The sequence below is a fragment of the Segatella copri genome (assembly GCF_019249655.2).
GTDB lineage: Bacteria > Bacteroidota > Bacteroidia > Bacteroidales > Bacteroidaceae > Prevotella.
On the sequence record NZ_CP137557.1, the window covers coordinates 1997559 to 2011820 of the forward strand.

The 14262-nt window shown below is 46.1% G+C and carries 11 protein-coding genes and 2 pseudogenes; 8 read left to right on the plus strand and 5 right to left on the minus strand.

The features are described from left to right. Positions 1-42: 42 nt before the first annotated feature. Positions 43-168, minus strand: a pseudogene (locus tag KUA49_RS07825) (nucleotidyltransferase family protein); the annotation flags it as partial. A 132-nt stretch (positions 169-300) separates the two neighbouring features. Between KUA49_RS07825 and KUA49_RS07830 the strand changes: the two are divergent. The 3 genes from KUA49_RS07830 (at position 301) to KUA49_RS07840 (ending at position 1821) form a co-directional block, all read left to right on the plus strand. Beyond that, positions 301-483, plus strand: coding sequence for a type II toxin-antitoxin system HicA family toxin (locus tag KUA49_RS07830; protein ID WP_256624873.1), 183 nt, complete (start codon positions 301-303; stop codon positions 481-483). A 78-nt stretch (positions 484-561) separates the two neighbouring features. Beyond that, a complete protein-coding gene (locus tag KUA49_RS07835) occupies positions 562-987 on the plus strand; it encodes a pilus assembly protein HicB (protein ID WP_218413069.1) in 426 nt (141 codons plus the stop codon). 207 nt (positions 988-1194) lie between these two features. Next, positions 1195-1821, plus strand: a complete 627-nt coding sequence (locus KUA49_RS07840; protein ID WP_218413068.1) for a carboxypeptidase-like regulatory domain-containing protein — start codon at positions 1195-1197, stop codon at positions 1819-1821. Here KUA49_RS07840 and KUA49_RS07845 read toward each other — a convergent pair. Both KUA49_RS07845 and KUA49_RS07850 read right to left on the minus strand, forming a co-directional pair. Then, a pseudogene (locus KUA49_RS07845) lies at positions 1777-1941 on the minus strand (DNA-binding protein); the annotation flags it as partial. The gene KUA49_RS07840 and the pseudogene KUA49_RS07845 overlap by 45 nt on opposite strands. Positions 1942-2007: 66 nt before the next feature. Further along, positions 2008-2634 carry a Type 1 glutamine amidotransferase-like domain-containing protein gene (locus KUA49_RS07850; RefSeq protein ID WP_117678566.1) on the minus strand — a complete coding sequence of 209 codons (627 nt, stop codon included), beginning with the start codon at positions 2632-2634 and terminating at the stop codon, positions 2008-2010. A 556-nt stretch (positions 2635-3190) separates the two neighbouring features. Between KUA49_RS07850 and KUA49_RS07855 the strand changes: the two genes are divergently transcribed. Both KUA49_RS07855 and KUA49_RS07860 read left to right on the plus strand, forming a co-directional pair. Beyond that, complete coding sequence (locus KUA49_RS07855; protein ID WP_218413067.1) at positions 3191-4180, plus strand: alpha/beta hydrolase; 990 nt, start codon at positions 3191-3193, stop codon at positions 4178-4180. Between the two features lie 260 nt (positions 4181-4440). Continuing rightward, positions 4441-6636 (plus strand): alpha-galactosidase, encoded by a 2196-nt coding sequence (locus KUA49_RS07860; protein ID WP_218413082.1) that lies wholly within the window; start codon positions 4441-4443, stop codon positions 6634-6636. Positions 6637-6763: 127 nt separating this feature from the next. On the opposite strand, the gene KUA49_RS07865 is transcribed toward KUA49_RS07860, so the two are convergent. Continuing rightward, positions 6764-8050: an NAD(P)/FAD-dependent oxidoreductase gene (locus tag KUA49_RS07865; RefSeq protein ID WP_218413066.1), complete on the minus strand. Its 1287-nt coding sequence runs from the start codon at positions 8048-8050 to the stop codon at positions 6764-6766. A 122-nt stretch (positions 8051-8172) separates the two neighbouring features. On the opposite strand from KUA49_RS07865, the gene KUA49_RS07870 reads away from it, so the two are divergent. Both KUA49_RS07870 and KUA49_RS07875 read left to right on the plus strand, forming a co-directional pair. Further along, positions 8173-9915 carry an ATP-binding protein gene (locus tag KUA49_RS07870; RefSeq protein ID WP_218413065.1) on the plus strand — a complete coding sequence of 581 codons (1743 nt, stop codon included), beginning with the start codon at positions 8173-8175 and terminating at the stop codon, positions 9913-9915. 69 nt (positions 9916-9984) lie between these two features. Next, a complete protein-coding gene (locus KUA49_RS07875) occupies positions 9985-10383 on the plus strand; it encodes an FKBP-type peptidyl-prolyl cis-trans isomerase (protein ID WP_022121977.1) in 399 nt (132 codons plus the stop codon). Between the two features lie 51 nt (positions 10384-10434). Here the strand turns inward: KUA49_RS07875 and KUA49_RS07880 are convergent, their stop codons facing one another. Further along, a complete protein-coding gene (locus KUA49_RS07880; RefSeq protein ID WP_218413064.1) occupies positions 10435-12651 on the minus strand; it encodes an outer membrane beta-barrel protein in 2217 nt (738 codons plus the stop codon). Positions 12652-12813: 162 nt separating this feature from the next. On the opposite strand from KUA49_RS07880, the gene KUA49_RS07885 reads away from it, so the two are divergent. Next, the gene (locus KUA49_RS07885) at positions 12814-14232 is read left to right on the plus strand and encodes a sensor histidine kinase (protein WP_218413063.1); all 1419 of its coding nucleotides are present in this window, start codon (positions 12814-12816) and stop codon (positions 14230-14232) included. The last annotated feature ends 30 nt before the right edge of the window (positions 14233-14262 follow it).

A 14262-nucleotide genomic window follows, 5' to 3' on the forward strand; every position in this document is an offset into this window, starting at 1 on the left:
TTGCTTGACCGATGTTTTTTATAATTCTTCTATCTTTTTCATTTCCACACAAACATCAACTTCGCTGTCTTCGGTCTGTTCGTTTCTAGCTACAGATCCAAAGATTCCAATCTTTGTAATACCATAAGCACCAGCTTTGGTGCTCAGGTATTTGCGAAGTATGGTAATGTTTGCGCCCACAAATGTTAAATCTCAGTTAACGTAACAAAATAGTTACCGAAATGTTTGGTGGTAAATAACTTTATTGTTACCTTTGCATCGTCCAATGAGGACAAAGTGTTCTTTAAACGTACTAAGATTATGAAATACAGCGAGCTGTATCGGAAGTTAAAGAAAGCGGGATGCTTTCTACTTCATCATGGAGGCCGACACGACATCTGGTTCAACCCTGCCACTGGGAAGAGCGCAGTCGTTCCTCGGCATGGAACTGGAGAGGTGCCGCAAGGCACTCTCAAATCTATCTATCAAGAACTTGGGCTTTAGCCCAGGTTCTTCTTCCATGAGAATCTTAGTATGCGAGAAGAACACTTTTGATTATGAACTTATAACAATATAGAAGATATGGCAAGGAAAGTTACCGTTGTTGTGGAGTCTGGCAAGGATTTATATTCTTGCTTTATGACTGGGACCGATGACTTGACGTTTGGTCTCATTGGTGATGGCAAGACCGCAAAGGCTGCCATGGAGGATTTTCTTATAGCAGATAAGGAGATGAGGGCGTTCTACGAGAAGGAGGGCAAGGAATATCCAGACTTGGAGTTTCACTTCGTCTTCGATGTAGGGGCATTCTTCAACTACTATCCGCTCAGCATCTCGGCGTTTGCCAAATATATCGGCATGAACGCTTCCCTTTTGCGACAGTATGCGGCTGGCATCAAGTCGCCGCAAGGCAAGAGTCTGGAGAAAATTCGCCAAGGCATTGCAAAGATCAAGGAAGATATAGACACTGGACTCTTGATAGATAAGCCAGTTCTACAGTACGTTTAAAGAGCAGTCTCTTTCTAGCAAAGATGATTGTTTCATTTTTATTGTAAAAAGAGCTCGAAGCCCTGGTGCGTGACGCATCGGGGCTTTTTCGTAGCCTTTTTATTACCTTTGCATAGGTTTTTCGAAAATAATCTATGTTTTGCTTAGTTTTTTGCTTGGCTCAACTGTATAGATAATAAGTAACAAAAAAAAGAAAGACTGATGTATATGAAAAAATGGATTATGATTTGTGCTTGTGTGGCTGTTTTTCAAACCATATTAGCCCAGCGCATCACCCGACAATATAATAATGTGTCGTTCTCTGCGGCGTTGAAGGATTTGAACGCCCGCCAGCATAAGTACACCATCAACTTCGTGTATGATGAACTGGAGGATTTCAGGGTAACCAAGAGCATCCGCAACCAGAGTGTTCCCGATGCCATCATGCAGCTGATAGGATTTTATCCCATCAGGATGACGCAGGTGGAGGATAATATCATGGTGGAGTGTACGCAGAAGACTCCCACCAAGATGATAGGCCGTATCATCGACAATAAGAATCGCCCCATAGATTTCGCCAATGTAGCCCTGCTGAATGTTCGTGATTCTTCATTGATTAATGGTGGTGTGACGAATGAGAACGGCCAGTTCGAGATTCCCTGCGAGGCGAGAAAGGCGGTTCGCCCTCGTACCAAGTTGACCCATGGTGGATTCCAGACCCAGGTTCAGGGTACATTGTTGAGCGATGTAGGTATGGTTTCCGACTTATTGAAACAGATGAAGTACATTCACCGTTCCGGCTTTTCAGATTCACTTCTTTTTCTTCGTACAGTGTTCTTTCTCGAACTGGCGTAGCGTGGTGACGCTGAACCGTTCTTTAATAAACTCCCGGACATCGGAAGCCTTGTAATACACTTTTCCGCTGATAGTGAAGTAAGGCAGCGCACCGATAGCCCGGTAGCGTTGCAGAGTTTTGCTGTGCTTTCACTAACGAGTGCGGTTATAACTGAATCAATATAGCAGAAATACGGTCTATTCTATTCATTTTGCATCTTTAATTTGAATATTTGAATCTTCAATAATAATAGCTTGTTTATTACTTATAGGAATAAGCTGCAACTTCTCATTATATAGTTGAACTATCTTTTCACCTTTTTTCTTGAATGGAAAATTTCCATAATGGGGAATCGTATAAAAATCGACCAAATCTAAAGAAGTACAGTCTTTCAATTCAGGAGCCTTTTCTATTGGATCAAAATTCACACTTCTCATATATTCTGCATCGGGAGAGGCTATTATTGCTCCGGCAGATTCCCCAATATACAGTTTACCCAATTTCACTTGTTTAGATATAATTTTATCAACACCTTTTCTTTTTAACTCTTGCAAAAGGAAAAATGTATTTCCACCTGTTATGTAGATATAATCGCATTTATGTAATATAGAAGATATTTCCTCTTTGGACAGTTGGGTAATCTCGACTTCTTCAACAATCATTCCTGCTTCTTCTAAAGCCTTTTTCCCCTTTTTTACATAGAATCGTATTGGTTCTGTAAGGCTTGCAGTTGGTATAAAAGCTATAATTTTCCCTTGCAAATCTTCTTTGGCACAATCGACAAATAGATTAGCAACATCAGCAAATGATGAGCATAAAAATAATCTTTTCATATTTTATAATATTAAGTTGAATACTTTTTGATACAAAAATAGCGTCTTCTATGACAGCTCTATGTCAGTAAGTCTAAATATTGAAGAGTTTTTTCTTCGAAAGTACTTATTTTTTATAAGTAATCTTTCGGTTGCAAAGATACGATATTTAATCGGGGATAAAGAATGTTTTAAGATTTTTTTAAGTATTTGCGCCTTTTCGATGAGCCAAGGACAGCTCATGTTTCTTTCGATGGCAACGACAATGCATCTTATAACTGCAACATCATAAGCCATAATGCCAAACTCATACATAGGGAAGATGGCAACTATTGAGCAGAAGTCCGCTCGTTTCCATATTGTTACCTGTATAATATAGGCAAACGCCCAACTTCTTGATTTTCAATCAAAGTCCAATTTAGAGCGAGTTAGTTTTGTTAACACTATTTTTAGCAATTCGCTCTATGCTTCAATTTAATAGATTTTTTTCCTCCGTTTCTTTGCCATTTCCATCTTTTTCCTTAATTTTGCAGCAGAAACTCTATAATAGATATTTTTAATAGCAAAAAGAATGAAGATGAAACAGAAAAAGATAAGAAAGATAGGCATCGCTTCGGCTCTGGGCTTGGTGGTGCTCGTGGTGCTGGGACTGTATGGCGCCAGCAACTATATGCTCAATTATTCGCTCAATTATCCGAAGGAGGAGAGAATGACGGCTGAGCATTGGAAGAACAGAATGAAGAACGAGTGCCCCTGGATGATTGGCTGGATGGACTCAGTGTATCAGCACCATTGCGTGATGGATACCTTTGTCGTGATGCCGTCGGGCTACAAGGCCCATGCCATCTATCTCTATGCACCGAATACTACGGAAAAGACTGCCGTGGTGGTGCATGGCTATCAGGTGCGCTCCGAGGGTATGCTGCACATCGCCTATCTCTATAATCACGATATGGGGTATAATGTGCTCCTGCCAGATCTGTATGGACACGGAGAGAGCGAGGGAGACCATATCCAGATGGGATGGAAGGATAGATGGGATGTCATCAGATGGTCGGAAATCGCCAATGAGATTTTTAAAGTGAAGAGTGAAGAACAAAAAGTGAAGAATACCCGTCAGGTGATTCATGGTATTTCGATGGGTGCGGCAACCACGATGGCGGTATCGGGAGAGAAGACTCCCGATTACGTGAAGTGCTTTGTGGAGGACTGCGGCTATACCAGCGTATGGGATGAGTTTTCCGCTCAGCTCAAAGACCAGTTTGGCTTGCCTGCCTTCCCGCTGATGAATACCACTTCTGCTCTTTGCCAGTATCGCTACGGCTGGTCGTTTGCCGAGGCGCAGCAGATAGAGCAGGTTCGCAAGAGCACCAAACCGATGCTCTTTATCCATGGCGATAAGGATGCCTTCGTGCCTTACGCCATGCTTCATCCGCTTTACGAGGCAAAGACGAAGGGCAGAAAAGCCATCTTCATCGCCAAAGGCTCCGTTCATGCCATGGCATATCGCGACCATCACGAGGTATACACCCGCATCGTAAGAGACTTTGTTTCGAAGGAAGAATAGTATGAATATAATTACCCTTAAGGCTAAAAATATTTAGCCTTAAGGGAAAATATTTTTTGCCTTAACTCTAAATATTCTATGACTTCCTGATGGAGACTCATATCAGGGAGCCAAACTTTGCTTTTTTTGACGGATGTTTGCCTTTTTCTGCTTTTGCCTTAAAATAAAGCAGAAAAGTATTGGCTAGTATCTTATTTTTTCTTATTTTTGCAGTCGAAAAATTAGTCAATGACAGAAACTAATAACATAATTCAACTATGATGAAATTAAAATCACTAGCGTTTTTGCTCATCTCCGTCGCCATGCCTGCGATGGCCGAGCAAGTATCAGTTAACAGTAAGGGCATCTCACTTATTCTCGATGTGGAGAACGGCAAGCCTGCTCAGTATCTCTACTTCGGTACCAAGTTGAATGCTGCCGATCTGCAGAACCTCAAGGTGGCTACCAACGGAAGAATGGATGCCTATCCTGCCTATGGCTTGAACACTCCTACAGAGGCTGCACTCGCCATGCGCCATAGCGACGGTAACCTCTCTACGGCTCTTGTGGCTACGGGCAGCAACGTGAAGCAGGAGGCAAATGCCACCGTTACTACCATCCATCTCAAGGATCCTGTATATAATATAAAGGTGGACTTGAAGTATCGTGCCTACAAGGATGTGGATATGATTGAGGCGTGGACCGAAATCCGCAACGGCGAAAAGGGCATCGTTACCCTGACCTCCTTCGCTTCTGCCATGCTTCCTATCCGCCGTGGCGATGTATGGATGAGCCACCTCTCGGGTACATGGGCTGCCGAGGCGCAGTTGAGCCACGAGAAGCTGCAGCCAGGCGAGTTCGTTATCCGCAACAATGATGGCGTGCGCAATTCGCATACCGACCATGCCGAGGTGATGTTCTCGCTCAACGGTAAGGGACAGGAGAATGCGGGTGCCGTAATCGGTGCGGCACTGGAATACAGCGGCAACTATAAGCTCAAGACCGTGACCGACGATACGGAGTATCACTACTTCTTTGCCGGCATCAACGAGCAGAACTCTGAATATCACCTGAAGAAGGGCGAAACCTTCAAGACTCCGGCACTCGCCTTCACCTATTCCAATGAGGGATTGAGCGGTGCCAGCCGCAACTTTCACAAGTGGGGACGCAAGTATGTGCTTGCCCATGGCGACCAGGAGCGTGACATCCTGCTCAACTCCTGGGAGGGTGTTTATTTCGACATCAACCAGAAGGGGATGGACCAGATGATGGCCGACATCCACAGCATGGGTGGCGAACTCTTCGTGATGGACGACGGATGGTTCGGAAAGAAATATCCTAGAAAGAAAGACGACACTGCCCTGGGCGACTGGGTGGTGGATACCGAAAAGTTGCCTGATGGCATCGAGGGTCTGCTCCGTGATGTCAAGAAGAACGGCGTGAAGTTTGGTATCTGGATTGAGCCAGAAATGACCAACACCAAGAGTGAACTCTACGAGAAGCATCCTGACTGGATAGTCAAGGCGCCTAAGCGTGATGCAGTGGTAGGCCGTGGCGGCACACAGCTGGTGCTCGACCTGGGTAATCCTAAGGTACAGGATTTCGTATTTGGCGTGGTAGATAATCTGCTTACCAAGTATCCTGAGATTGCCTACATCAAGTGGGATGCCAACATGTCTATCATGAACCATGGCAGCCAGTATCTTTCTGCTGCCGACCAGAGTCATCTCTACATCGCTTACCATCAGGGATTTGCCAATGTCATCGACCGCATCCGTGCCAAGTATAAGGATGTGGTAATCCAGTGCTGTGCCAGCGGTGGTGCCCGTGCCAACTGGGGCAGCCTGCGTGGCTTCGACGAGTTCTGGGTGAGTGACAATACCGATGCCCTGCAGCGCATCTATATGCAGTATGGCACCAGTTACTTCTTCCCGGCTATCGCCATGGCGAGCCATATCTCTGCCGTGCCTAACCACACCGTGTTCCGTACCACATCATTGAAGTATCGCATCGATGTGGCTATGAGCGGTCGTCTGGGTATGGAAATACAGCCTAAGCACATGAAGGAGGAGGAAAAGGCACTCTGCCGCAAGGCCATCAGCGAGTATAAGGAGATTCGTCCTGTGGTACAGTTTGGCGACCTCTATCGTCTGGTTTCTCCATACGATAACCAGGGCTTGTCGTCTATCATGTATGTAAGCGAGGCGAAGGATAAGGCTGTGTTCTACTGGTGGAAGATAGCCAACTTCTATAATGTTCATCTGCCAAGAGTAAAGATGGCGGGTCTGGATGCCAACAAGATGTATAAGGTGCGTGAGTTGAATGTCATCGACAATACTCCGCTCGATTGCGAGGGCAAGTCATACTCTGGCAAGTATCTGATGGAGCATGGTTTGGAGATGCCATTGGAGAACAATGTAGATTGGGGTAAGAAGACCGACTGGTCTTCCCGCGTGCTTTATCTCGTAGCACAGTAAACCTGAAGTATCGAAATATCTTAATATCGTAATATAGAAAAAAGCAGAATATCAATTGGTATTCTGCTTTTTTGGTATTTTTCAAAAACTTTTATTCTCCGATAATCTTTTATTCTTTAAGATTCTTTTATTCTCCGATATGTTGTCCCACCACATATCCCGTGGTCCAGGCTGCCTGCAGATTGAAGCCGCCGGTGATGGCATCGATGTCGAGCACTTCGCCGGCAAAGAAGAGGTGAGGGCACACCTTGCTCTCCAGGGTATGCAGGTCGATGTTGCTGAGGCTGATGCCGCCGCAGGTAACAAACTCCTCCTTGAAGGCTCCCTTGCCGTTTACCTGATAGAGGTCGTTGGTGAGGGTTTCTATCAGCAGGTTGCAGCCCTTCTTTCCCATTTCGCTCCATTTCTTCTCGGGCGCATACCCCATCTTCTGAATCAGGAAGAGCCAGAGGCGGGATGGCAGATTGTAGGGGCGGATGCTTGCCAGCTGCTTCTGCGGGTTGGCGATGATGATGCCCTGGATGTTCTCTTCCACCAGCGAGCGGTTGCTCTCGTGTACCCAGTTTACGGAAATCTTAATCTGATAATTGTTCTCGTGCAGATAGCGGGCTGCATGGGATGAGAGCTTCAGCACGGCAGGACCGCTCATGCCCCAATGGGTGATGAGGAGCGGACCCTCTGCCTTCAGCTTGGTGCCCGGAATGCTGGTATATACCGGCTCTACCACCGTGCCCATCAGATTCTTGAAAGCCTTGTCGGCGATGTTGAAGGTGAAGAGCGATGGGATAGGCAGCTCTATCGCATGTCCCAGGTCTGAGAGATGCTTGAAGCTCTCCATCTTCGGATGACCGCCCGTGGTGATGGCTACCCGGTGGAAGGCAATCTGCTTGATTTCGGAAACGGGATGAGAGGCAGAAGATGCACCCGATAGATTTCCCTTTTCTTTTGAAATCTTGAAATCCAGGAGCAGGCGCTCATCCTCCAGTTCGGTGATGGCGGTGAGCTGGTGGTTGCATTGAATCTTCACGCCCAGTCGCTTGGCGGTATTCACCAGACAGTCGATGATGCTGTGCGAATCCTGCGATTGCGGAAACACGCATTGGTCTTCCTGCGTAACCAGTGGCACGCCGTTCTCCTCAAACCAGTCGAAGGCATGCTGGTAGTCGAATCTCTTGAAGAGTCGCTTCATCAGTTTATGTCCGCGAGGGTACGCCTGTTTCAGGTCGGAAATCTCGTCAAAGGAATTGGTAAGATTACATCTTCCTCCTCCCGTGATTTCCACCTTGGCGAGAACCTTAGAATTCTTTTCGAAAATCGTGATGTCGGCGTGAGGGAAGTTGCGCTTGGCCTCTATCGCCGCAAAGAATCCTGCGGCACCCCCACCAATAATTGCAATATGTAGTGTCTGTGGCATATCGTATTTTTTGATGATTAGGGTGCAAAGGTACTGCTTTTCTTTGATAAAAGAAGAAAAGTTCTCCTTTTTCTTTTGCAGATACGATAGATTTTTGTAACTTTGCGCAAAAATATCAGCACATGGAAGCAAAGAGAATACCATACGGCGTATCTGACTTCGTTGACGTGATGGAACGGAATCAGTATTATGTAGATAAGACTATGTATATTCCACAGTTGGAAGAAGAAGCGGATAATTTATTCTTTATCCGCCCTCGCCGCTTTGGAAAGAGCATATTCTTAAGTATGTTGCATGCCTATTACGATTGTCATACCAAGGATAAGTTCCAGCAATGGTTTGGCAATCTCTGGATAGGCAAGCATCCCACACCTTTGCAGGGCAAGTTTCTCGTCTTGCATCTAGACTTTTCGCAGGTGGGAGGAACAATAGAGAAGTTGGAGGATAACTTCAACAGTTATTGTCGTATCAAGCTCGACAGCTTTGTTGATGTTTATCGCGACTTCTATTCAGAGACTTTTGTCGAAAAGGTGCTGGCTTCTACTGAAGCAACAGAGAAACTCAATATGATAAACGATGAGAACAGAAAGCTAGGACTGGATGTTTATCTCATCATAGACGAATACGATAATTTCACCAACACCGTACTCAATGAGCAGGGTGAGGACATGTATTGGGCGATAACTCATGCAGAAGGTTTTTATCGCGACATCTTCAAGAAGTTCAAGGGCACTTGCCGTCGTATCTTCATCTCGGGTGTAAGTCCTGTTACGCTCGATGATGTTACCAGTGGGTTCAACATAGGATGGCATATTTCTACCAAACTGAAGTTTAATCAGATGCTCGGCTTCTCCGAGGAGGATGTGATGGAACTGTTTGGATATTACAAAACGGCAGGAAAACTGCCTGCTGACTGCGATATTCAGAAAGTGGTAGCGGAAATGAAACCATGGTATGATAACTATTGCTTTTCAAAGATGGCGTTGAATAAGCAGAGCAAGGTATTCAATTGCGATATGGTGCTTTATTATCTTCGCACGTATGTAAGCACGGGGGCTGCCCCAGAGCAGATGATTGACCCGAATACCAAGACCGACTATAATAAGATGAAGCGCCTTTTGCAGTTGGATAAGTTGGATGGAGACCGCAAGGGAGTGATTCGCACCATTGCTGAGACGGGGCAGATTATCACGAATCTTCGTGAAACTTTTCCAGCCCGTTCCATTACCGACCCCGGCGTGTTCCCAAGTCTGCTTTTCTATTATGGAATGTTGACCATCAAGGATACTTTTGGCGACCAGGTGATACTGGGTATTCCCAACAACAATGTTCGCAAGCAATATTATGAGTATTTGCTGGAAGAATATCAGGATGTAAAGCATGTAAATATTGATGAGCTCAAGACGATGTTCACTTACATGGCATTCCAGGGGAAATGGTGTGAGGCTTTGGGGCATATGGCAAAAGCATACGCCGAAGTCTCTTCGGTGCGTGATACCATCGGAGGCGAGCGAAATCTGCAAGGTTTCTTTATGGCCTACCTTAGTTTGAACAACTATTATTATACTGCCCCCGAATTGGAACTGAATCATGGCTATTGCGATTTCTTCCTCTTGCCAAACTTGTCTCGTTATCCTACCAAGCACAGTTATATCATAGAATTGAAACTTGTGCCAAAGAAAGAAAAGGGAATTTCGAAAGAAACATTCGAGAAGATGATAGGGGAGCAGTGGGATGCTGCTGAAGAGCAAATCTGCCGTTATGCCGTGGCTCCAAGGGTTGAGGCCTTGCGACAGGGAACCCAACTGCATAAGATTATCATGCAGTTTGATGGCTGGAATCTGATCCGTATGGAAGAGGTGTGAAAAGGTGTGAAAGTGGGTAATAAGATACCCTATAGAATATTTTTTGATTTAGGATATAAATAAAGATTTATGGCAAAAAGAGAATATGTTGAGGCCAACAAGCGTTGGCTGGAGGAAAAGGCAAAGGAGGAGGGCGTTATGGCGCTGCCTCGTGGTATATATTATAAGGTGTTGAAGCAGGGCGACCCGAAGGGAGCACAGCCTAGCCGACGCAGCATCGTGACGGCCCATTACACCGGTTGGACCATCAACGGCAAGAAGTTTGATTCCAGCCGTGGCGGTACGCCGTTCGCCATGCGATTGAGCGACCTGATAGATGGCTGGATTGTTGCCATGCAGCAGATGCACGTGGGCGACCAGTGGGAACTTTACATCCCTGCCGAGATGGGCTACGGCAAGTTCTCGCAGCCGGGCATCCCAGGCGGTTCTACCCTGATATTCGAAGTAGAACTGTTGGGAGTGGGATAACCCGGATACTTGAAATTATAAAGATCATTAAGATAAGAGAGTCTTGTCCGGCTATAGTCGGTTCAATTCATCTTCCGCACTGTTCATGCCGTTGTATCTTCCCTTGCGCTTGTTGAATTTCCAGGTTACGGTCAACTTGTAGCTCCATAGCTTGTAATCCTCAGTCTGGGAGAAGTCAACGGCATGCTCGTGGGTTCGCTCCTTGAAGAGCTGCTGATGGAAGAGGTCGTTGGCACTGAAGGCAACCTGTAATCTGCCGTCCATCCACGATTTGTTGGCACCAAGACTCCAGTTCTGAGTGGGGCTGAACTTCGTTTTGCCCACTTGTCCTCCGTTGTCAAAACTGTAGGAGAGCGACAGCTGATAGTCGTTTTGTAGCGTGAAGTAATTGTCAAACGATGCATTCCAAGTTGCTCCGTTATAGCTGATTAGCTCTCCATGATCATTTACGGAGAAGCGCTGGTAAGTGATGCTTGCATTGACATTCGGACGCCAGCAGCCGAAGACGTGACCCCAGTTGAGATAGGCCATGTATTTCTGCATCTTGTTGAAGTTCATGAATGTACTCACGTATCTTACGGGCTTGTCCTCCGGCACTTCATGAATGTACATGATGGAGTGGTCGATACGGGTATATCTCAGCATTCCCATGAAGTCTTTCCACTGTACCGAGTAGGTCAGACGATAGGTGTTGACAGGCTGCAGCTTCGGATTGCTGATCTGATACTGAAAGCGCGAGGTATAGTAGATGTTCCCGCTTAGCTGACTGAAAGAAGGTCGGGCGGTGGTAGTTCGGAAGCTGAGCGAGTGATGCCACGACGGTTCTTTGAGAGTGATACCGAACGATGGAAACCATTGGTCGTAATGACGCTCCATATTATCGGGAGATTCCTCCGACAGATTGGTGTATCGGGATGTGAGATGCTCGTATCGGATGCCTGCCCACCAGCTCCATCTGCCAGCTTCACCCTGATATTGCAGGTAAGCAGCCGTCTTGGTATCGTGGTTTTTGTATTCCGTAGTTCCAAGCATATCGGCAGAACTTTCGGTTTTTCCCTTGCCTTCCATCAGGCTCCATTCGCCACCATAGTTGATGGAATGTTTATCAGAGATGAGTTGCTTGACTTCGATTCTTCCACTATAGATATCGTAGTTGGAATTAGAGCGGTTGAGGGTTTCCTGCATCTCGCTACCTTCTTTCTCCGTGATAGGCTGGCTGTCAGAATTCTTGTTCCTTGCATAGTCCAGATAAATCTGTGATGAGAAATGCTTCGACCATTTAGCCAGATGGAAGAGGTTGAAGTGGTGACTGCGCTGGTGTCCCCATTGCTGGCTCTCCGCATCAAAATACTTCATCTCGCCATCCGCATCAGAAAGCTTCATCTCGCTATTTGTATCTTCTCCTGCTGGGTTAGGATAGCGATAGTACTGCTGCTGTTTCTCGCTTCTGCCGCCATTCAGCCAAAGCCCTTCCCATTGTATTCCCACTTCGTGTTGCTTGCTGAGCAACCAGTCGAAGTTGAGTTCTGTAGCGTTATAATTTGCCTTGTTCTTGCCATGGCGGTCGGTTCCGAAGAGATATTCGCCATCATTGGCTCTTACGAGCGCTTCCTGTGGCTGATGCACATTGTATCGGTTGTCTGTGTAGCCGTAAAATCCTGTGAGCGAAATCTTCTTCGTTACCCAACCCAGGGTCAATTCCTCGTGGTTGGTGTTCACCTCGCTCAATTTATCATACACCTGCATCTTGCCGAATATACCCTCGTCTGTTCTTCTCGTCAGGATTCTCAGTACGGCTCCCGTCGTTGCATCATATTTTGCACCAGGAGTGGTAATGAGTTCTATTTCATCTATCTGCTTCACATCGAGATGAGAGAGTTCGGCAGAAGTCGCCTTCTTGTCGTTGAGATAGATGGTGGGTGCTCCCAGTCCGTTTACCTCCAGGCTTCCGTCGGCGGTTTGTTTCATACCGGGTATGTGCTTCAATACATCATCCAGCGTTGGCTCCTTTGCCAAAGGAGTATTACGGACACGGGTAACCAAGGCATCGTTTCTCATCTTGTACATCGGGCGATGACCTGTTACGGTTACGGCTTGAATCTCGGCCTCCTTATCAGCTTTTGTCTCAGCCTCCTTATCAGCTTTGATCGAATCTTTTTCCGTCTGTATTGAGTCTGCGCAAACTCCGGATGTCGGGAGTTTCCCATTTTGTGCAGTTGCACAGGTGGCGGTGGCTAGCATCGCGCATAAAACTGTTTCTTTCTTCATATTCTTCCTTGTTTTTTGTTTTCGTTTGCAAAGGAATAGCTTTTCGGGCTCAAAATCGCAAATAATCATTACTGAAACATTACGCTGGCAAAATAATCTTGCTTCACCTTATTATATATAATGAAATCTTCGTACCTTTGCACAGAAAAAAGAAAAAATGATATGAATAGAAGAATCAAACAAGTCTGGCTGCTCGCCATCCTTTCCTCTTTCCTGCTGATAGGCTTGCAGACCTATTGGCTCTACAATAGTGTAACCTATTCGATGGGAGAGATGGGGAAGAAAAATGCCGAAAAGGCGGAACAGGCAATAGTCACTTATCAGACAAATATCGGAGCAGCGGTAAAAGAAAAATCACATATCGGTTATGTCGTTACGGCATCTTTTTCTGACTTCAAGCGTCCCTGTACTACGATTTGCTCTCCGCTGGATACGGATACAATCATTGGTGGAGTGGTGTATAGCAAGCCGGGATTCGGCAACGTGATGGAGAAGAGAGATACTTTCGATTTGCGTGAGACGGATTCCAACAATTCTTTTGATTGTCTGAATACTTACATCACTTACCAGCTTACCCGCTTTGACAAGGCGCATTTTGACCGTTTCATCAGTAGGAAACTGGGCAATGATTTCATCGGGGCAGAGATGAATACGGGCAAGCATCGTCTATGGCAGACAAGAATCGTAGAGCCTCCTACCTTGTTTCATCACGAAATGTTGGTGGAAGTGCCTTTCAATCCTATCCAGTATCAGTCGATGCAGATGAGGATGCAGGTGCCGATGCTGCCCATTCTGAAGGGAATGATGTGGCAGATGATAGGAAGTCTCCTGGTTACCATCATGCTTCTCCTGAGCATAGCTTATCTCATCAAGGTGCTGCTCCTGCAGAAGAAGGTGGATAAGATGCGAAGCGACTTCGTGCATACGATGATTCACGAGTTGAAGCGCCCCGTGCAGACGCTGAAGATGTGTGTATCCGTATTCTCTGCTCAAAAGACTGATGAGAAGGATGAGAATGCCCTTATCATGGAGACCGTAAGAGAGGAGAGCGATAACCTGACTGCCTATCTCGCCAAACTTCGTGAAGTAATCAGGGCAGAGGAACATATCCCGCTCCAGATAACTTCTTTCGATATCCATGCCGCCTTGCAGAATCTGGTGGCTGTGTATCGAAAGAATAAGCAGAAGGAGGTGAATGTTTCGCTCGATTACCAGCGCACTTCCGATAGGATGATGGGAGATAGAGACCAGCTTCTGAATGTGGTCAGCAATCTGATGGAGAACTCGGTGAAGTATTCCGGCGATATTGTCAATATTCATGTTGCCTGCCGAGATACCGAGAAGGAGGAAGTCATGATTTCTGTATCAGATAATGGAATCGGAATTTCGCCCGACGAGCAGCAGAGAGTCTGGACGAAGTTCTATCGCAGCAATGCTTACCCGGATATGATGCAGCCGGGCATCGGCTTGGGTTTGAGTTTTGTGGATATGATTGTGAAGGCCCATGGGGGCAGAAAAATGATGCAGAGCGAAGTGGGCAAGGGAACCAGGATTTCGATCATCATCCCGCAGCACTCCTGATGCATCCGGTTTAACGCTATAAACAACAGA